Annotated in this window: 16 protein-coding genes; 10 read left to right on the top strand and 6 right to left on the bottom strand. The window is 50.5% G+C overall.

Annotated features, from left to right (window positions below; translation table 11 throughout):
• Nucleotides 1-6: 6 nt before the first annotated feature.
• From D6M16_RS03000 to D6M16_RS02975, 7 genes are all read left to right on the top strand, one after another.
• A complete protein-coding gene (locus D6M16_RS03000) occupies nucleotides 7-1,821 on the top strand; it encodes an Lnb N-terminal periplasmic domain-containing protein (RefSeq protein WP_162940905.1) in 1,815 nt (604 codons plus the stop codon).
• Nucleotides 1,822-2,012: 191 nt separating this feature from the next.
• On the top strand, nucleotides 2,013-2,153 hold the full coding sequence (locus tag D6M16_RS22370; protein ID WP_205576822.1) for a hypothetical protein: 141 nt from the start codon (nucleotides 2,013-2,015) through the stop codon (nucleotides 2,151-2,153).
• A 237-nt stretch (nucleotides 2,154-2,390) separates the two neighbouring features.
• Complete coding sequence (locus D6M16_RS02995) at nucleotides 2,391-3,380, top strand: DUF1852 domain-containing protein (RefSeq protein ID WP_120510505.1); 990 nt, start codon at nucleotides 2,391-2,393, stop codon at nucleotides 3,378-3,380.
• Between the two features lie 26 nt (nucleotides 3,381-3,406).
• Nucleotides 3,407-4,435, top strand: coding sequence for a methionine synthase (locus tag D6M16_RS02990; RefSeq protein WP_205576821.1), 1,029 nt, complete (start codon nucleotides 3,407-3,409; stop codon nucleotides 4,433-4,435).
• A 585-nt stretch (nucleotides 4,436-5,020) separates the two neighbouring features.
• Nucleotides 5,021-6,094 carry an alcohol dehydrogenase family protein gene (locus tag D6M16_RS02985; RefSeq protein WP_205576820.1) on the top strand — a complete coding sequence of 358 codons (1,074 nt, stop codon included), beginning with the start codon at nucleotides 5,021-5,023 and terminating at the stop codon, nucleotides 6,092-6,094.
• 200 nt (nucleotides 6,095-6,294) lie between these two features.
• The gene (locus D6M16_RS02980) at nucleotides 6,295-8,193 is read left to right on the top strand and encodes a monovalent cation:proton antiporter-2 (CPA2) family protein (RefSeq protein WP_120510504.1); all 1,899 of its coding nucleotides are present in this window, start codon (nucleotides 6,295-6,297) and stop codon (nucleotides 8,191-8,193) included.
• A gap of 96 nt (nucleotides 8,194-8,289) precedes the next feature.
• On the top strand, nucleotides 8,290-9,273 hold the full coding sequence (locus D6M16_RS02975) for an LLM class flavin-dependent oxidoreductase (protein ID WP_120510503.1): 984 nt from the start codon (nucleotides 8,290-8,292) through the stop codon (nucleotides 9,271-9,273).
• Between the two features lie 35 nt (nucleotides 9,274-9,308).
• On the opposite strand, the gene D6M16_RS02970 is transcribed toward D6M16_RS02975, so the two are convergent.
• The gene (locus tag D6M16_RS02970; RefSeq protein ID WP_120510502.1) at nucleotides 9,309-10,229 is read right to left on the bottom strand and encodes a DMT family transporter; all 921 of its coding nucleotides are present in this window, start codon (nucleotides 10,227-10,229) and stop codon (nucleotides 9,309-9,311) included.
• Nucleotides 10,230-10,322: 93 nt separating this feature from the next.
• Here D6M16_RS02970 and D6M16_RS02965 point away from each other — a divergent pair, with 93 nt between their 5' ends.
• Nucleotides 10,323-11,219: a LysR family transcriptional regulator gene (locus tag D6M16_RS02965; RefSeq protein WP_120510501.1), complete on the top strand. Its 897-nt coding sequence runs from the start codon at nucleotides 10,323-10,325 to the stop codon at nucleotides 11,217-11,219.
• A 66-nt stretch (nucleotides 11,220-11,285) separates the two neighbouring features.
• On the opposite strand, the gene D6M16_RS02960 is transcribed toward D6M16_RS02965, so the two are convergent.
• The gene (locus D6M16_RS02960) at nucleotides 11,286-12,443 is read right to left on the bottom strand and encodes a multidrug effflux MFS transporter (RefSeq protein ID WP_120510500.1); all 1,158 of its coding nucleotides are present in this window, start codon (nucleotides 12,441-12,443) and stop codon (nucleotides 11,286-11,288) included.
• 99 nt (nucleotides 12,444-12,542) lie between these two features.
• On the opposite strand from D6M16_RS02960, the gene D6M16_RS02955 reads away from it, so the two are divergent.
• Nucleotides 12,543-13,319: an AraC family transcriptional regulator gene (locus D6M16_RS02955; protein WP_120510499.1), complete on the top strand. Its 777-nt coding sequence runs from the start codon at nucleotides 12,543-12,545 to the stop codon at nucleotides 13,317-13,319.
• Nucleotides 13,320-13,335: 16 nt separating this feature from the next.
• Here D6M16_RS02955 and D6M16_RS02950 read toward each other — a convergent pair whose 3' ends face one another.
• From D6M16_RS02950 to D6M16_RS02940, 3 genes are read right to left on the bottom strand one after another with little or no spacing between them, the layout of a single operon-like run.
• Nucleotides 13,336-13,617 carry a hypothetical protein gene (locus D6M16_RS02950; protein ID WP_120510498.1) on the bottom strand — a complete coding sequence of 94 codons (282 nt, stop codon included), beginning with the start codon at nucleotides 13,615-13,617 and terminating at the stop codon, nucleotides 13,336-13,338.
• A complete protein-coding gene (locus tag D6M16_RS02945) occupies nucleotides 13,614-16,793 on the bottom strand; it encodes an efflux RND transporter permease subunit (protein ID WP_120510497.1) in 3,180 nt (1,059 codons plus the stop codon). The genes D6M16_RS02950 and D6M16_RS02945 overlap by 4 nt, the downstream gene beginning before the upstream one ends.
• A 12-nt stretch (nucleotides 16,794-16,805) precedes the next feature.
• Nucleotides 16,806-18,062 carry an efflux RND transporter periplasmic adaptor subunit gene (locus D6M16_RS02940; RefSeq protein WP_205576819.1) on the bottom strand — a complete coding sequence of 419 codons (1,257 nt, stop codon included), beginning with the start codon at nucleotides 18,060-18,062 and terminating at the stop codon, nucleotides 16,806-16,808.
• A gap of 356 nt (nucleotides 18,063-18,418) precedes the next feature.
• Here D6M16_RS02940 and D6M16_RS02935 point away from each other — a divergent pair, with 356 nt between their 5' ends.
• Entirely contained in the window at nucleotides 18,419-19,342 is a 924-nt protein-coding gene (locus D6M16_RS02935; RefSeq protein ID WP_162940904.1) for an AraC family transcriptional regulator, read from the top strand.
• A 111-nt stretch (nucleotides 19,343-19,453) separates the two neighbouring features.
• On the opposite strand, the gene yghU is transcribed toward D6M16_RS02935, so the two are convergent.
• Nucleotides 19,454-20,311, bottom strand: a complete 858-nt coding sequence (yghU, locus tag D6M16_RS02930) for a glutathione-dependent disulfide-bond oxidoreductase (RefSeq protein ID WP_120510494.1) — start codon at nucleotides 20,309-20,311, stop codon at nucleotides 19,454-19,456.
• Nucleotides 20,312-20,698: the final 387 nt, after the last annotated feature.

The raw sequence follows: 20,698 nt of genomic DNA, 5'->3' as shown, positions 1-20,698 counted from the left end.
CAACTGATGTTGAGAAGCCTCTTCGGGGCTTCTTTTTTTTGTGTCTCGGCCTTCCAGCCTGCAGTCGCGTTAAGCATTGTGCCTTCTGCCGCTGTGAGCGATGACGCCTTTGCCTTAGCCCAGTTCGCCACATTGCTTCACGTGAGTGATCAGTCACTCAATATCGACGACGCCAGTTTTTATTTCTCGTCCCAGCCAACCAATATTCAGGTAGAAATTGAAGCCAATTTAGCGCAACTGACAAACCCTGCAAAGGCTCAGGATTACACCTGTCGTTTTCCGGCCAGAGCACAGTGGTTGTCTGAATACCGTCCCCAGATCGCCCCCCCGGATTTTTCCCGCTGCCCTGAATTACAGGAGTTTTTAGATGCGGTGTCTGCAAAGACAATCAGTCTTGCCTATGCATCAGAAAACCTGATGAGCCCCAGCAGCTTCATGGGCCATACTTTTATCAAGCTCAGTGAGAATGAAGCAGATCCAGGTCATGCTGTCTCATTTTTTACGGAAGTCGATGGATTCAATTTACCCAAAATCATGTTCGATTCTCTGGTCGTAGGGAAAGAAGGTTATTTTATTGTTTCGCCCTATCAGGAAAGCCTGAATTTTTATAAAGACATCGAAGGCAGAAATGTATTTGAATACCAGCTGGATATTTCAGAAAGAACTAAACAACTTATTCAATTACATTTGTGGGAATTAAAAGAAACCCGGATTGATTATTTTTTCCACAACCAAAATTGTGCATCCATTACGCTGAATTTACTCGCAATTGCCAACCCGGATCTAATGAAACACCGCCGTGACTGGCTTAGCCCACTGGATGTGATACAACTGGCAAGCCAGCATCACATGATTCAGCAAACCAGCATTACGCCTTCAACCGGTTGGAAGTTGCGTGCATATGGTGCCAATCAGCAAGATTCGACCAAGCAATCGCTGCTGGATCAACTCAGTAAAGGCGATTTACAAACCCGCTTCAACGGCACAGACGTTCCCGCCGAAGAGCAATTCCTAACCTGGGAATTCACCCAGGCAATGAATCAATATTTGCTGGACAATGGGAGCATCACTCCTGAGTCTTATAGTGAAAACAACAGACGACTGGCTGGCTATGAGACGCATTTTTCGTCCTACGCAGTCGATTTGAGTGAATTCAAAAATCCGATCAAACGGAATAAAGATGCCCAATGGCAGATCGGTACGCGATGGTCGACAGAAGGCGATCAAGCGCTCACAACAACCTGGTTACCGGCCTCGCATATACTGGCTGATGACAACCGCAACGCATTCAGCGAATCATCGCTGGCGTTGATGAAAATATCAGTCAGTGCCAGTGAACATACTTTCAAACTCGACAACTTTACGCTGTACGGCATACAAAGCTATCTGCCTTATGATCCCTTTTTTGGGGGACTGTCTGGTCATTTTTCCGTTCAATGGGATCGGGGAACTGATTTTACCGAAAGGGATAATCAGCGCTTTTTTATCGCTGGCGGATTAGGGCTGAGTCATCAGGTAAACAATGCGGTTAATATCTTTGCAACTTTCGGTACTGAGTTGTCAATGAATACCGAAAAGGCCTGGGGAGCATTCGCTATTGATATGGGTCTGTTCAGCTACCTCCGCCACGATATAAAAATGGCCTTTTTGGCGAACACAGTCTGGAATCAATATGCGAGCAGTGATTTCAAACATAAAGCCTCTGTCTCGATGACTTATCTTGGCCTTGAAAACAGTGCAGTTGATCTTGGCGTTCAATATGCTGACATGACGGGTCTGAGCGAAGGCCAGTTCAATGTGGTCTATCGCCACTTCTACTAGCAGTGATGCAGTCCATTACCCGCCCAACTGCCATGACAGTGCACCGAGGTTGTATAGTGGTGTGATCTGATGGTATGTCTGGGTGAGAACCATGCCCGGGTATGAGCTATGCCGCGCTTGAGTTCTGTGTTCCTCTCAGCATAGTTAGCCGCGCGCCAGTTACTCTTTGCTGGCACAAGCAGTAACCAGAAATGTCTTTGATTTCGCGGGTGTTGTCCGGACCGGTTGCAGGCGCTCCCGGTACCGCCGGGCAGCCGTCACTTCGTCCTGCATTTCTCCCCTGTCTGATTGGGTTGCCCCAGCTGAAATCGTTCGATGACCACGACTTATGAGCCTGGCTCATAGATTGATGAAATAAAATCAATTTTATTCATGTAACGAGCCAAGTATAAAACAAGCTCAGCGGTTAACTTTGTGCAATGTGACAGTTGATTCTTAGTTAGGCGATAAGACGAAAATCAAAAAGGCTGTGAAAGCTTCTGACTGAAAATATTAAAAACAAATTATAACGTCCAGAAGAACAAAAAATACATGCAGGCTTTTTCTCAGGAAATTGGATACCGAACACAATGAATAATGATTTTAGATTTACGATAAAGAAGATTTGTTTCGATGAGAATTATCATCCTTTAGACAATACTCGTATCACAACTAACTTTGCTAACTTGGCCAGAGGAAATAATCGCCAAGAGAACCTGCGTAATACGCTAAAGATGATTGACAATCGTTTTAATGCCCTGGCACATTGGGATAATCCCAAAGGAGACCGCTATTCTGTCGAGCTTGAAATCATTTCCGTTGACATGAATATCAATGCTGATATCAAAGGTAATGATAATGCATTTCCTATGATTGAAATTTTGAAAACGAATATTGTTGATCACAAAACCAACCAACGCATTGAAGGCATTGTCGGCAATAATTTTTCTTCCTATGTCCGGGATTATGATTTTAGTGTCTTACTGCTGGAGCATAATAAAGACAAAGCCAGCTTTAGCATTCCGGATAATTTTGGCAACTTACATGGCAACCTGTTTAAATGTTTCTTAAATTCAGAAGCCTATAAAGAACACTTTCACAAGCCACCTGTGATATGTCTGAGTGTTTCTGATAACAAAACCTATCACCGGACTGAAAATAAGCATCCTGTATTAGGTGTTGAATACCAACCAAATGAATCATCTCTGACTGAGCAATACTTCAAAAAAATGGGTTTGCAGGTTCGATATTTTATGCCACCAAATAGTGTTTCGCCTTTGGCATTTTTCTTTTATGGTGATTTGCTGAGTGATTATACGAACCTTGAGCTTATCAGCACCATCAGCACGATGGAAAGCTTTCAAAAGATTTACAGGCCTGAGATTTATAATGCAAATTCTGCTGCCGGACAATGTTATAAGCCGAATTTGAAGAATCAGGACCATTCATTAACTCAAATTGTTTATGACCGGGAAGAACGCAGCCGGTTGGCTATTGAGCAGGGAAAATTCGCTGAAGAGCAATTCATAAAACCCTATCAAGCTATTCTTGATCAATGGTCAGCCAATTACGTTCTTTGATTAACCAAAATATAAGATTATTTATTATGAAAAAATTATTACCTACTTCGACTTCAGGCAGTTTACCAAAACCTTCCTGGCTCGCGCAGCCTGAGACGCTTTGGTCTCCCTGGAAACTGCAGGATCAGGCCCTCATTGAAGGCAAACAGGATGCGTTACGTTTGTCATTGCATGAACAACAACATGCCGGGATTGATATTGTCAGTGATGGCGAGCAGTCGCGCCAGCACTTTGTCACTACCTTTATTGAGCACCTGAGCGGTGTTGATTTTGAGAATCGTAAGACAGTTAAAATTCGTGACCGCTATGAGGCGAGTGTACCGACAGTTGTTGGGCCGGTCAGCCGTCAAAAGCCGGTGTTTGTTGAAGATGCCAAATTTTTACGTCAGCAAACCAAGCAGCCGATAAAATGGGCTCTGCCAGGCCCTATGACAATGATAGATACCCTTTATGATGCCCATTATCAAAGTCGTGAAAAACTCGCCTGGGAATTTGCCAAAATTCTTAATCAGGAAGCCAAAGAATTGGAAGCGGCAGGTGTGGATATTATTCAATTTGATGAACCCGCTTTTAATGTGTTCTTTGATGAGGTCAATGACTGGGGGATCGCGACCTTAGAAAGAGCCATTGAAGGCCTGAAATGCGAAACCGCTGTCCATATTTGCTATGGCTATGGCATTAAAGCCAACACAGATTGGAAAAAGACCCTGGGTTCTGAGTGGCGGCAATACGAAGAAATTTTCCCTAAACTGCAACAATCGAATATTGATATTATCTCTCTGGAATGTCACAACTCTCGTGTGCCCATCGAGCTGCTTGAACTGATTCGGGGTAAAAAAGTAATGGTCGGTGCCATTGATGTGGCAACCAATGCCATTGAAACACCCGAGGAAGTCGCTGATACGCTGCGAAAAGCACTCCAGTTTGTTGATGCCGACAAGCTCTATCCGTGTACCAACTGTGGCATGGCTCCCCTGCCTCGTGAAATCGCACAAGGCAAGCTCAATGCTTTAAGCGCAGGCGCTGAAATTGTTCGAAAAGAACTCTCCGCTTAGGCGCTGATATAGTGCAGTGAACAGGGTTACCTTTTTGTTGGATTGGGTTCGCCAGCCATGAACAAATCGGTAACCCGTGATAGATCAATATTGCGCATAATCTGGGTCTGATCGTATCTCTAAACTTGAAGAGATGTTTAGATCTGTTGGTGTGTCCGCTTGAGCCCGGTGTGTCTTTTATATTCAGAAAGTGCATGGTAATAAAAAAACCATTACCATTTTGCTGCTCAAACTAACTGTTAAAAGCATAAAAGTGTGACAACGACGGCCACCTCTCCGCTCCCCTTCATCAATCTGCCTGGCACTTTCCAATTATCTGAGCTTTTGGGTTTCAATAATGGCTAAGAGTAAAGCTTCTGTACTCGAAGAGTGATTATACAGTGCCAGCTACCTTGTACTGACATACTGTGCGATTTCTGCAACGGAAGTGCTTCAAAATCCTTCTTAATAAAGCAATATCTCCGCAGCTTGAAGAAAATCTGCTTTGTTGAAGATTCATACCTCACCGCGAAACTACGGCGATTACTATACTTAGCGTTATCGACTCGACACTGTACTACCCGTTTATCTTGCCGGAATTCGGATATGAAACCACATAAAACAATGAAAGCAGTTGTCACCATTGAGCAAGGTGGTCTCGATAAACTCGTTTATCAAGATATGCCTGTTCCGGAACTTACTGCCGGAGAGGTGCTGATAAAGGTACTTGCTGCAGGTGTCAACAACACTGAAATCAATACGCGAATGGGTTGGTACTCCGGTAACGTAAACACCTCGACGAATGAAATGGCCAAGCAAAGTGATTTTAATACGTTAAGTGATGGTGGCTGGAGTAAAGAAACCCCTTTCCCTCTCATTCAGGGGACAGATTGCTGTGGCATCGTGGTAGAGGCAGCGAACAGCACAGATAAACCGCTCATCGGGCAACGCGTCTTGGTAAGACCCTGCATGAGAACGAACGGCTTTAACGACTTTGATAACATCTGGATGGCATCGGACTTTGATGGTGCGTTTGCTGAATTCGTGAAAGTGCCCGCTCATGAAGTTTTTCCTGTTCATACTCAATGGAGCGATGTGGAACTCGCTAGCATACCTTGTGCATTCGGTACTGCAGAGAACATGCTGCACAGAGCTAACGTCCAGCATTCTGATACAGTTTTAGTCATGGGCGCATCTGGCGGGGTCGGATCCGCCGCTATTCAACTCGCGAAACGTCGCGGAGCGCGTGTTTTTGCCGTTGCTTCAAAAAGCAATCACCAATCTTTACAAACATTAGGCGTTGATAACGTTATAGACCGCAATGCCGATCTCCTTCACACACTGGGAGAGAACAGTGTTGATGTCGTCATCGATAATGTTGCTGGTGAAAACTTTGGTCAGCAATTGACAATACTGAAACGAGGAGGGCGTCTTGTAACATCAGGGGCTATCGCTGGGCCGATTGTAAACATTGATCTTCGTAAACTCTATCTCAAAGATATCTCTCTTATAGGTACAACGGCATGGGATGAGCCAGTTTTCCCGAACATAGTTCGCTACATAGAGAAAAACGAAATTAGACCGTTAGTGGCTAAAACCTTTCCTCTTGCACAGATAGCGCAAGCTCAGACTGAGTTTTTGCAACGGCAGCACTTTGGAAAATTTGTTCTTATTCCCTGATGCTGACTTCAAAGCCCCCATGTTTTATCACTGCATTGCTGTGAGATATTGAGTGAGACGGACCCACGAGAGATCATTGATCGCTCAACGTCTCCACTCACACCAACACCAAAAGACACCTTTGAAAATACCTCTCACTGACATATAACTGTCAGTCTGTACACAACATTCACCCGCTACGTCAGTCAAAGGGAAGCAACATGACGGAATATCTTATCTATGCCTTTATTTATCTGAGTGCCGCCGTGATTGCCGTACCGCTGGCGCAGCGTTTTGGCCTCGGCTCAGTACTTGGCTATCTGATTGCTGGTGTGGTCATTGGGCCGGTGATTGGCTTAGTGGGCGAAGAAACCACCTCTATTCAGCATTTTGCCGAGTTTGGTGTGGTAATTATGCTGTTTCTGGTCGGCCTGGAACTGGAGCCAAAATCACTCTGGGCCATGCGACACAGGCTCATCGGGCTGGGTGGCTTACAGATCGGTCTGACTGCCCTTGCTTTTACCGGCGCGGGACTGCTTTTCGAATTGCCCTGGACGCTGGCGCTGGCCATTGGCCTGATACTGGCGATGTCCTCTACGGCCATTGTGTTGCAAACCTTCAACGAAAAAAGACTGGGCCGGACCGAAGGCGGTAAAAATGCTTTTTCAGTACTCCTGTTTCAGGACATCGCCGTGATCCCTATGCTGGCGCTGTTACCACTGCTGGCATTGCCCGAGTTAATTGCGCAGGCACAATCGGCAACAGCGGCGGCGGCAGAACATCATGAAGAACTGAGTCTGGTGGCCGGATTACCCGGCTGGGCTTATGGTCTGGTCATTACAGCCTCCATTGCCTTTGTGGTAGTTGGCGGCCACTACCTCAGCAGGCCCTTATTTCGCTTTGTTGCCAGTTCTGGCCTGCGGGAAATTTTTACCGCCACCGCTCTGATGCTGGTACTGGGCGTCTCTATCCTGATGAGTCTGGTTGGCCTGTCTCCTGCGCTGGGCACCTTTCTTGCCGGTGTGGTGCTGGCGAACAGTGAATTCCGACATGAACTGGAATCCAACATCGATCCCTTTAAAGGGCTGCTGCTGGGCCTGTTCTTTATAACGGTTGGTGCCGGGATCAATTTCAGCATTCTGTTCAGCGAATTCTTTACTGTAATTGGTCTGACGCTGGGCATCATGCTGATCAAAGCACTGGTGCTCTTCCTGCTGGCGTTGATTTTCCGGATTCGTAACAGTAACCGCTGGCTGTTTGCCCTGAGTCTGGCGCAAGCCGGTGAGTTCGGGTTCGTTCTGATCAGTTTCACCGTCCAGAACCATGTGCTGCCCCCGGAGCTGGCGCAAACCTTGTCTCTGGTGGTTGCGCTGTCGATGATGTTCACCCCCGGACTGTTCATTTTCTACGACAAAGTCATCTTGCCGCGCTTTGAGCACTCTTCCAACGAACGCGAAGCGGATAATATTGATGAACAAGGTACTGTGATCATTGCCGGGATCGGCCGCTTCGGGCAAATTGTCAACCGCCTGCTGATCGCCAACGGCGTGAAAACTGTGGTGCTGGATCACCAGTCAACCATCATAGATACCATGCGAAGAATCAACACCAAGGCCTATTTTGGCGATGCCACCCGCCCGGACCTGCTGCACACTGCAGGGATAGAACAGGCCGCTATGGTAGTGGTTGCGATGGACAATCAGGAAAGCAGCATCATGCTGGTCAAACATATCAAGCACAGCTATCCGCACGTCAAGGTGCTGGCCCGGGCCTATGACCGGGGCCACAGTTACCGGCTACGTCAGGCAGGTGCCGATGTGATTGAATCTGAAACCTATCATTCCGCGCTGGAAATTGGCGCCGCCGCCCTGCGTGAGCTGGGCCACCCGCCTCGTCTGGCCCAGCAACAGAAATCTGCGTACAAACGGGTCGATGACGAGCTGTCTGCCGGTCTCTATCAAGCCTGGCTGGGCGAGTCCAAAGAAGGCGAGCGGTTTGATAATAACTACCTCAAACTCTTCATGCAGTTTGAAGACAGGATCCACGAAGAAATGGCCTTTGAGCGCTCGAATCATGTCCCAGAGCAGGTTCAGGCCGGCATTGAACAATCAGCAAAATAGTCAATAGATGTAAGCAATATTCTGTCTGTTTACCGGGCTAAAATAAACAGGCATAGTCAGGCAATCATGCATTGTTGATATGAAAAAGAAGGGTCCATGACGCTACCGCCTCGCTCAATTTTAGATCTAGCCCCTGTTGCTGAAGGGGCTGATTTCTCGTCCACTTACGCGCGATCTGTCTCTTTAGCGCAACATGCTGAAAAATGGGGTTACAAGCGGTTCTGGCTGGCTGAACACCACAATATGCCCGATATTGCCAGTGCCGCCACCGCTGTGCTGCTCAGCCACATCGGTGCGCAAACCAGTTCCATCCGGCTGGGTTCGGGCGGGGTAATGCTGCCCAATCATGCGCCACTGGTGATTGCCGAGCAGTTCGGCACACTGGAGGCACTGTATCCCAATCGTATCGATCTCGGGCTGGGCCGCGCGCCGGGCACCGACTACCCGACCATGCATGCATTGCGCCGCGATCCGGATCGCATGGAGCCCAACTTTGATGAACTGCTGGAAGAGTTGCAGTTTTTCATGGGGCCAGTCTCGCCCAATCAGCCGGTCAGGGCCTACCCTGGCTCAGACTCTTCTGTGCCGATCTGGCTGCTGGGCTCCAGCACTTACAGTGCCCGGCTGGCAGGCATCAAAGGCCTACCGTTTGCGTTTGCCTCTCACTTCGCACCGGATGCCATGATGAGCGCGATACAGATCTACCGTGAGCATTTCCAGCCTTCAGAGCAGCTGTATAAACCGTATGTCATGATAGGCGTGAACATCATAGTGGCGGACACAAATGACGAAGCGCAGTATCTGGGCACCACGGAAAAGCAGAAGTTTCTTAATATGATACGCGGCGTCCAGGGCAAAATTCCGCCTCCGGTCTGGAGCATGGAATCGGTCTGGCTGCCCCATGAAAAGTACCAGATCGAAAAACAACTGCGGGAATCTATTCACGGTGATCAGGACACTGTCCGGACCCGATTGATCGAATTGACTGAGCGTACCCAGGCCGATGAAATCATGGCCAATGCCCTGATTTTCGATCATGAGAAAAAGCTGCGATCTTATGAGCTGCTGGCGGGGCTGTAATCATGGCCGGGAGTAATGTCACTCCCGGCTCGTATTTATACCGCCTGCGTCGCTTTTCTGAATACCGGCAACCTTGGCAACAGTAACCCCAGAATGACAATCGCAATGCCGATCAGCTGCAGTTGCGTCACTGCCTGCCCCATCATATAGGCGGTGAGCACCGCAAATACTGGGACAAAATTAAAGAACAGCGCCGCCGTTGGCGAGCCCAGTTCCCGCACACCGTTCAGCCACAGCAGGTAACCGGCCACAGTACCGAACAAGCCGATGTACGCCACTTCAAGCAGGCCGACTGATGAGCTGCCCAGCAACTCGGCGAACGGTTTCACCTCAGGTGTGGCCAGACACATCAGGCCAATCACGGCAGCCCCACTGACCATACCGACAAGGGTATAGGGGATCACAGGTATCCAGCGGCTGATCCCCTGGCTGCAATAGGTGTAAAAGCTCCAGGCCAGCATGCCGGAGAAAATCATCTTATCACCCTGATTGAATTCCATCTTGAGCAGCGCCTCCAGGTGGCCATTCGTGATCACCATCAGCACGCCAGACAAACTGACCACCAGGCTGAGACATTGCGGCAAGGTGGGTAAAGACCGCATTGCTATACAAGCGATCAGCGCCGTCATCAGAGGACTGAGGGCCATAATCAGCGAACCGTTGGTGGCCTCCGTGTGCTCCAGCCCGGTAAACAGCCCCAGATTCAGGCCACCGACACCGACTGCACTCACGCCAATCACCCAACACCATTGCTTAACGGATAACACAAAACGCTCTGCGCCAAACAGTTTCAGATAGACCACGAGGCAGAGCGCCGCAATAACAAAACGCCAGAATACCAGCGTGAGTGCATGCACTTCATTCAGTGCATGTTTACCAATAGGAAAGCAGCTGCCCCAGAAAAAGGTGCAGATAATGAGCAGAACAACGGCTTTCATTGTTGAGGAAGCATTCATAGTCACTCCGGATGACTTGTCACAAGATAACCGCTAGTCTATTGGTTTCACTATCTGAATAAACAAGCATTATCAGCATGGTAAATACCAAATATGAAATCTAACTATTCTCTCGACGATCTGCGCTGTTTTTGTACTGTTGCCCGGCTGGGCAGTTTTAAAGCAGCTGCAGAACATTTAAGTATGCCACTGTCGACACTCAGCCGGCGGATTCGTCAGTTAGAGACAGATCTGCAATTGCGATTGCTGAACCGGGATGCCCACAAAATATCGCTGACCCATACCGGCCAGCAATATTTTGAACGCTCCAGCACACTGTTTGATGAGTTGAGTGACATAGGAGAAGATCTGCACAGAGACAAGCATGAGCCGAAGGGAAAAATTCGTATCAGCGCGCCGATCAATGCGGGCTCTCAGTTTCTGCGTGGTATCTTTTTCGACTTTTTGCTGCAGTACCCTGACATTCAGTTAGATCTGCAGTTTTCCAACACTCTGATTGATATTGAAGCCCAGGCAATGGATGTGGTATTTCGTGTTGGCACACCCGTGGTGGAAAACTGGATAGCCCGCCCGCTCAAAGACATTCACTTCATTGTCTGTGCCCATCCCGATTATCCGGTGCAGGACATCACGCACCCGGCAATGTTAAGCGATCACCCGTCGATCCTCTGTCATCCCATGTCGCCCTGGCAACTGGTTCATACTGAGACAGGGATGGAATATGATCACCAACCGGTAAAAGGCCTGCGTCTGGAAGTTGACGAAATCCGCATGCTGACTCATGCCATCCAGTCTGGCCTGGGCATAGGTTATATTCCTGATTATTTTGCTCTGCCTATGATCGCTAATGGCGAACTCAGCAGAGTCCTGCCGGATTGGTGCAGCAAACCCCGCACCCTGTTTATGCTTTACCGCGACCGCGATCATCTGCCAATGCGGGTACGCTTATTTGTTGAGTTCGTGATGGCGCGCTTTGAGTCTATGACATAATCCGTTACCTGCTCACGAAACGCGTTAACGGCTTCCGCAATGTAAACGCTGCTTACCAGTAAATAATTACCGTCTGAGTCTTTGTTCAGCCGCCATAGAGGGGGCTTTCACTGACACGCTCAGCAAGACCATCAGAGCAGCAATGATAACCTGAAAGCCGCTGAACTCAGGTGTCATGCCAGCAACCGACAGCCCCACTCCGATCAACAGGTAGTACTGAAGCCCAAATAATGCTCCCGCTGACCCGGCCTGCGCCTGATACGCCTGCAAAGACTGACTGAGAATATTCGGAATGCCCATGCCGTACCCCACCACAATCAGCAGCATAGGCAACAAAAACCACAAACTGTCCTGTAAGAGAACGACACCGACAGCGCCTGCCAGTGCGAAGCCCGAAGCAAGCTGAACCAACATACGCTGTGAGCGTCCTTGGTAGCACCACTGCTTGTTGATAAGACTGCCTGATACAGTCCCAATCGCTAATACAACACCACTGTAACCAAACACCTGCGGACTGTACCCCAGTCGCGCAAACACAAAGGGGCCCTGCAGATAAAAAGAAAACAACAACACATTGAATCCCGCTACCAGCGTTGCATGTCGCCAGAGATGCGCATCAACAGCCATTCGTTTTCCCAGCGTCAGCACGGATGGCCTGATAACAACATCCGGCCTGGTTTCAGTTAAACCCAGCAGGCAAAGCAGCCACAAGATGCCCGCCAGAAGACTCAGCGCAGCAAAAACAGCCGGGTATCCGCCATACTCCGTCAGTACACCACCAGCCAGCAGGCCAATCACAGGGCTGACAGAAACACCAATCCCCACATAAGAAAACGCTTTTGCAAGCGCGGCTCTGTCACAGCTGTCCCGAAGCATGGTTTGTGTGACCACAGAGCCCGCGGCAGCCCCAAAAGCCGACAGTACCCTGCACAGCAACAAAAATTCAAATTGTTGCGTATGCATCGCAGTCAGTGCCGCGGCGCCGTACACCGTCAGCCCAGCCAGCATGGCTTTACGACGGCCAATCCGGTCAGACATGATTCCCCAGAACACAACACCTGCCGCAAAGGCTGTGAAGTAAACAGACAGTGTCTGACTGGCAACAGATAAAGACACACCAAAACCAGATGCAAGCTCCGGTAACGCCGGGCTGTATATGGTCTCGACAATCTGAGGGAACATGATCAAAACCACCATCAGCCACATAGCAGGAGGGGTATTCATTATTTTGCGCTCATCTGAAGAAAAGATGCGCCAAGTCTACTCAATCCTGTTAATGTCCCAATAACATCACTCAGACAAAAAACATCAAGATAAAGACACATGGCCTTGATCGAGCAATCCACTTACTTTGATGCAGATGATTTTGCAGCCGACGTGATCGGTATTGCCGCCCGTGTCGGAAAGCATGACTCGGGGATGCACCGGCACAGGAAAGCACAACTGCTCTATGCCCCGCAGGGATGCATGAACATTACCCTGAACGGGATGCGCTGTGTGCTACCGCCGACGCGGGCGGCATGGATTCCGGCCGGTACACTTCACTGTGCGGAAATGTATCAGGTGGTGGAATATCGTTCGCTTTATTTTGATCCCAAACTCACCACTCACATTGAGGACAGGGTGAAAATCATTGAGGTTAATCCACTGCTTCGGGCCCTGATTGAACGCATGGCTTTCTGGCCGTGGGACAAGCCCGGTGACAGCATGCAACTCACACACGCCTTATTTTTTGAGGAACTGCGTTATGCCAGCGAAACTTGTTTATTCCTGCCTCTGCCATCTGACAGACGGCTGACTGCATGGCTCAATGCACTGCACCTGAATCAGCAAAATGCCCCGTCACTGAAGGTATTAAGTGAGCAAATTGGTGCCAGCAGTAAAACCATCAGCCGGCTGTTTATACGTGAAACCGGGATGCCTTATCAGGACTGGCGCCAGCAATGGCGGTTACTGAAAGCCATCGAACTGCTATCTGCCAATCTTCAGGTAAATGACGTGGCATACCGGCTTGAATTTTCCAGCGACAGTGCTTTTATCGCGTTTTTTAAACAGCAAACCGGACACACTCCGCTGCAATATCTCCGCGCCGGACATTGAGCCTTCTGCAACAACGTCAGATTTCAGACGCTTCAAGCTGCCAGATAATCTGGCCGCCCTGATCGCCCGGACAGACGTTCATGATCATTGTCTCTGCCACCCCAGCTCTCTGCTCAGACAGGCTGTTCAGAGCGGCCGGATTCATCAGATTCTGCCAGGCTCCCCCATCGTATTGCGAAGCCTCCCGAGAGGCCTGAAACAGGCTCTCGGGCGACAGTGAGCGGTCAAGCACAGGAGAGAGACTGACCGCACAGCACAGCAGTATGCCAACGCATGTATCCTGCCAGATCTCACTCATGATGCCTCTTGAACGCTTTCCAGTGCGGGGGACGCTGTGGCCACCGGTACTTTCTGCTGCCCACGTTTTGCCAGCAGGTAATAGAACAGCGGTGTCAGCAACAAGCCAAACACAGTGACCCCTATCATGCCCGAGAAGACCGCAACACCCATGGCCTGACGCATCTCGGCGCCTGCGCCGGTGGAATACACCAGCGGTGCCACCCCCATAATAAAAGCGATAGACGTCATCAGAATCGGACGCAGCCGCAGACGGCTGGCTTCCAGAATCGCGTCTTTCACCGAGTAACCCCGATCCTGCAGCTCTTTAGCGAACTCAACGATCAGAATCGCATTCTTAGTGGCCAGCCCGACCAACACGATAAAGCCGATCTGGGTCAGGATGTTGTTATCGCCGCCGTAGAGCACCACCCCGCTTAAGGCTGACAGCAGAGTGAGCGGAATAATCAGAATGATCGCCAGCGGCAGACGGACACTTTCATACTGCGCCGCCAGTACCATGAACACCAGCAGGATCACCAATGGATACACATACAGGTTGGAATCCCCGGTGATCATCTGCTGATAAGTCAGTTCGGTCCACTCGTAATCCATGCCCCGCGGCAGGGTGTCAGCCAGAATTTTCTCAATTGCCGCCTGCGCCTCCCCGGAGCTGTAACCGGGAGCCGGCCCGCCATTAATTTCAGCCGTCATAAAGCCGTTATAATGCATCACGCGATCCGGCCCGGCAGTGTCTTTGACATGAATAAAAGAATCAATCGGCACCATGTCCCCCTGTGCATTACGCACTTTGATCTGACCCACCTGCGCGGCATCCTGACGAAACGCCTGATCCGCCTGCATATTCACCTGATAAGTCCGGCCAAACAGGTTCAGATCATTGACGTACGTTGAGCTGAGATACCCTTGCAAAGTCTGGAAAAGTACATCCAGGTTCACGCCCTGCTGCATCGCTTTGGTTCGATCGACCTCGATATCCAGTTGCGGCACGTTGACCTGATAGCCCGAAAAGACCCCGGCCAGCTCAGGGGTCGATGCTGCCTTTTGCATCACCGTCATGGTTGCCTGATGTAAAGCCTCAAAACCCAAGCCGTTTCTGTCTTCAATCTGCAGCCGGAATCCGCCAATCGTGCCCAAGCCCATCACAGGTGGCGGCGGGAAAACAGCAACGAACGCCTCTTCAATGCCGGCATACTGCTGATTGAGCCGGGCAGCAATCGCGCTGGCACTGGCCGCCGGATCCTGACGTGTGTCGAAATCATCCAGCGTCACAAACACAATGCCGCTGTTGGATGCATTGGTAAAACCGTTGATGCTCAGTCCGGGAAAGCCCAGTGTATTCGTGACACCGTCCTGTGCCAGTGCCAGATCGGACATCTTTTCCAGCACCGCATCCGTACGGTCCAGCGACGCAGCATTCGGCAGTTGCGCAAAGGCGATCAGATACTGTTTGTCCTGCGCCGGAATATAGCCGGTTGGCGTGGTGGCAAACTGATAGCCTGTGAAACCCAGTAATGCCACATACGCCACCGAGGCAATGGCACCGGCCCGGATGACTTTGCGCACCACCACACCATAGCCGCCCGACAAGGCACTGAAAAAGCGGTTAAACGGATTGAACAGCCAGCGGCCGAACAGCCGGTCCATGCCTCGGGTCAGCCAGTCTTTCGGCGCATCATGGCCTTTGAGCAACAGCGCCGATAACGCCGGGCTCAGGGTCAGCGAATTTATGGCGGAAATAAAAGTCGAAATGGTGATAGTCAGTGCAAACTGCTTGTAAAACTGGCCGGTCAGTCCGGTCATAAAGGCCGTCGGAATAAACACCGCCGCCAGTACCAGTGTGGTCGCGACAATCGGGCCGGTCACCTCGCGCATGGCTTTTACTGTGGCATCGACCGGAGACAGGCCTTCACTGATGTTCCGCTCAACGTTTTCCACCACCACGATGGCATCATCCACCACTATGCCGATCGCCAGCACCAGGCCAAAGAGCGACAGCGCATTGAGAGAAAATCCCATCAGCAGCATAAAGGCGAAAGTGCCGATCAGCGACACAGGTACCGCCACCAGCGGTATAATGGACGCCCGCCAGGTTTGCAAAAACAGCACCACCACAGCAACCACCAGCAAGACAGCTTCCAGCAGTGTCTGAATCACAGCTTCAATTGAGCCGCGCACAAATACCGTCGGGTCATAAGCAATCTCGTAAGAGACCCCTTCCGGGAAGTCTTCCGCCAGACGCACCATGGTGTCGCGAACATCATTAGAGATCTGAATTGCATTCGAGCCTGCGGCCTGAAAAATACCGATGGCGGCAGCATCATTATTATCGAGCGTAGAGCGCAACGCGTAGGAATCTGCCCCCAGCTCAATCCGCGCCACATCTCTCAGTCGGCTGATTTCACCCTGCTCCCCGACGCGGATGATGATATTTTCAAATTCCTCGACCGTCGACAAACGCCCTTTGACATTGATCAGCAACTGATAATCAGAATGGCTTGCAGGCTGGGTACCCAGACTGCCTGCTACAGCCTGCTGGTTCTGCTGGCGGATCGCGTCGGCGATGTCAGACGGCGTGAGGTTCAGCGCCGCAACCTGATTAGGATCCAGCCAGACCCGCATACTGAAATTGCCGGCACCAAAGGATCTTACCGAGCCAACACCACTGACTTTCGCCAGCTCATCTTTGACCTTGAGATTGGCAAAATTGGATAAATACAGCATGTCATAGCGTTCGTCAGGCGAGAACAAATGCACCACCATAGTCAGGTTCGGCGATGATTTTTCCGTCACCACACCCAGCCGCTGCACCTGCTGTGGCAGACGCGGCAGTGCCCGATCGACCCGGCTTTGCACCTGCGAGACGGCGAGATCAACATCTGTGCCGATGGCAAAAGTGATGGTCAGCGTCATCATGCCGTCTGCGGTGGACTGCGAAGACATGTACAGCATGTTCTCCACACCATTAATTTCCTGCTCCAGCGGCGAGGCCACGGTCTGGGCAATCACCCCCGGATTGGCACCGGGATACTTGGCCGTGACCACCACTGTAGGTGGCACCACTTCCGGGTATTCAGTCACCGGCAACTGCCAGACCGCGATGCTGCCGACAATGACAAACAGCAGCGACAGCACAGAAGCAAATACCGGTCTGCGGATAAAAAATTGTGAAAACATAGTCTGTCCTGATTACTGTGCGTCTGTCGGTTGGCGGGCGGTCAGCACATGGATTTCTTCCACAGCGCTGTCTTCTGTGTGCCATTGCTGAAAGCGGTGAATATCGGCCAGTTGTTCTGTGGTGGCCATCTCCACGGTTTTCGGCGCAACCTGCATACTCGGCCGGATCTTCTGCAGCCCGCTGACCACGATTCTGTCCTGCGCTGTCAGGCCGGACTGCACCACACGCAAGCCGGCGACTTTCTCACCCAGAGTCACTGGCTGGTAAGTCACCACATTGGCGTCATCCAGTTTGAGGACATACTTTCTGTTGAGATCGGTGCCGACGGCTTTTTCATCAATCAGAATGGCGTCATAAGGTTTGCTGGCGATCAGCCGTAAACGGGCAAACAGCCCTGGCATCAGCACCTGATCTTTGTTCTCAAAGCTCGCCCGCATCCGAATCGATCCGGTCTGCTGATTCACTGTGTTGTTGATAAAATCGATATGGCCCTGAAATGCATAACCGTCGTCACCGGACAAGGCCATGCTCACCGGGCTGGAATCACTGGTTTCCGACACACGCACCAGATGATTGCGGACATAATTGAGGTAAGTTTGCTCATCAACATCAAACCAGGCGTACATTTGTTCGGTCGACACTATAGTTGTCAGTTCGCTCTGGCCACTGGTGACATAGTTGCCCTGCGTAACCTGCGCGTGTGAGACTCTGCCGTCAATCGGCGACACCACCTCGGTGAATGACAACTGCAACCGCGCGTGCTTCAGCGACGCTTTCAGCGCATCCAGTTCGGCCCTGGCCTGTTGTAATGCAGCCTGGCGGTTGTCATAAACATCGGCAGAAATGGCTTTGGTCGCGTTCAGCCGTTTAGCGCGGACAAACTCGCTCTCGGCCAGTTTTAACTGGCTCTGCAAACTGGCCTGCTGCGCCTCCAGCCGTTCAACTTCTGCGCGAAACAGACGATCGTCAATGCTGAACAGCACATCGCCTTCCTGAACCAGGTCACCTTCGCGGTAAGCCACCTCGGTCACGTATCCGGAGACGCGGGGTTTGAGCACCACGGTCTCGGGTGCCTGCAAGCGGCCTGTGTATTCATCCCACTCGGTAATACGTTCACTGAGCACAGTCGCCACACTGATGACAGGCAGTGGCGGGGATGTCGGAGATTCATTGCTAAACGCTGCCCCGGAGGCGGACACCAGAAATACAGACATGCCACCAAGAAGCCGTTGCCGGAACACGTTTCGAAATGGGGTGAATAGGGTCATCAGGCAATCCTCTCTGACTTTGATACGCGAAAATCGATAAATGCAATGTCTTACCCGACCCGTCACAGAAGGATCGGGTGTCACCTTGTCATTCTATGTGCCATTCAGCGTATTGATATTGTCGAAAGCTCGGAGAAGATTGCCTATTTCTACAAACAGTCAGAGTCAACAAGCCGCCATGGCAGTTGCGACACAAGTTACAGACTCTTGGGCCTATAAAAGCTGAATTCGCGCCACACCTGATATCTTGCCTTTTTCTACACAATCCTTGCCTAATCCTCCAATTGTCATCATGCGTTAAAACAGTGACAGCAAGCTTGCCTTATACTCTATAATCGCATGTGGATGAGACAAGGGTGAGTGACACAGTGACGGGTATCCAACAAGAATTAATCAACCTGGTGAATCGGCATACTGACGGGCCAGGACTGACCGAAACGGCGCTGCCGGACATTAAACTGGTGCACAGCACGGAAAATACCTCCTGCTCACCAACTATCTACAGCCCGATGCTGTGTTTGCTGCTGCAAGGTGAAAAGCGCATTACGGCCGGGGCGCGTGAATTGCTACTCAAAGAAGGCGATTTATTACTGGTGCCTGTGATGATGCCTGTGGTCGGCGAGATCCTTCGCGCTTCAGAAGAGCAACCTTACATTGGCGTCAGTATTGCGCTCGACCTCAAAGAACTGACCGATTTATTGATCGTCATGAACGAACCGCCCGAAGCCATCACCAAGTGCCCTTACTGCATCAGAACCGTGACATCTGATGAGGATATGCTATCGGTGTTCAAACGTTTCCTGACCTTACTCGACCATCCGGAAGATGTCCCCGTCATGATGCCGCTGCTGAAACGGGAGCTCATGTTCAGGCTGCTGAAAAGCCCGGTTGGGGTTCAGCTTCGCCAGTTCCTGCTCCGGGATACCCAGGCCAACCGCATCAGCAAAGTAGTCGAGATGATTCAGCAACGATACCGGGAACCGATCCGGGTTCAGGAGCTGGCGGATATGGTTCACATGAGCCAGTCTTCACTGTTCAACGCCTTCAAAGCCGTGACATCCATGACGCCGCTGCAGTTTCAGAAACAGCTCAGGCTCAATGAAGCGCGCCGGATCATGTTACAGGACGGCATAGATGCCTCCGCTGCCAGCTACAGAGTCGGCTATGAAAGCCCCTCCCATTTCAACCGGGAATACAGCCGCCTGTTTGGTATTCCACCGATGACGGACATCAGCCGCCTGCGCGGCCACAAACCAATGATGGAAGACAGAGTACAGTAATCATTTTATCCATTGAATTGGTCTGTTCGCACACCGAAAAACCATAAAAAAAGTGGCAGACAACACTGCCACTTCAAAGCTGAATAAACTGGCTAACTATGGCTGAATAAATCAGGGCTTCAGTTTGAGCACTGCGTCAATATCCGCCGCGCTGTGGCGCTCTGGCAGCACTTCCCATTCTTCACCGGATGTTTTGTTCACAATACGGCCGCGCTGTACCGCCGGGCGTTGTAGAATGGATTTCGCCCACCGCTGTACATGCTGGTAACTGGCGGCATCGAGAAACTCGGCCGCATCGTAGGCATAACCCAATACCAGGTTGCCGTACCAGGGCCAGATCGCGATATCTGCAATGCTGTATTCTTCACCGGCGATATAAGTGTTGTTTGCCAGTTGCTTGTCCAGCACATCCAGTTGCCGTTTGGTTTCCATGGTGAAGCGATTGATCGGGTATTCGAACTTCTCCGGGGCATACGCATAAAAGTGCCCGAAGCCACCGCCCAGGTAAGGCGCAGATCCTTGCAGCCAGAACAACCAATTCATTACTTGGGTACGCTCGGCAATATCGACCGGTAGAAAGTAACCAAATTTTTCCGCCAGGTAGACCAGAATAGAACCAGACTCGAACACATTGACGGGGCTTGGCCCGGATTGATCCACCAAAGCCGGAATTTTTGAGTTCGGATTGACCGCCACAAAGCCTGAGGAAAACTGATCGCCATCGCCTATGTTAATCAGGTGCGCATCATACTCGGCATCGGTAACCCCCAGCGCCAGCAGCTCTTCAAGCATAATGGTAATCTTCTGTCCATTTGGCGTAGCCAGAGAATAGAGCTGTAAGGGATGGGAACCCACAGGCAATGCCTGCTCATACCGGGCACCGGAATCGGGGCGGTTGATACTCGCCCACTCGCCGCCGTTTTCAGCGTCCATCGTCCAGACTTTCGGTGGTACATATTCATTTGCCATTCTGTTTACCCTCATTGAATAAAGTCGACCCTGACTGATAGATATTGGGTCATTCTCTGCCAAATCACGGCCTCAAACCGCTTAGAGTTAGAACCGTTTACTATTAACAAGTTTCACAAAGTATATAAGCCTGAGAGACAAGGTTGCAGAGGACGTTCTTTTAATCCCGTCAGGACAATATAAACCAGAGAGCATATGTCACCTGCCCTGTTTCTTTTTTCTCTGACTCTTTCATAATCTCTTGTATTGGCACTTGCATTGGCTGAGACAGACCGATGCACAAACCGAATATTGCAAAGCCTGTGGAACAGTCAGGTACATTCTTCATTATTTGTCCTTTTCAGATATATCCCTGAGCCAAGGTACAGAAACAAACATGCTTTTACT

It is taken from the genome of Photobacterium salinisoli (assembly GCF_003614885.1).
In the GTDB taxonomy this organism is placed as follows: domain Bacteria; phylum Pseudomonadota; class Gammaproteobacteria; order Enterobacterales; family Vibrionaceae; genus Photobacterium; species Photobacterium salinisoli.
The sequence above is the reverse complement of the archived record's forward strand: the minus strand, read 5'-3'. Positions and strand labels throughout refer to the sequence as shown.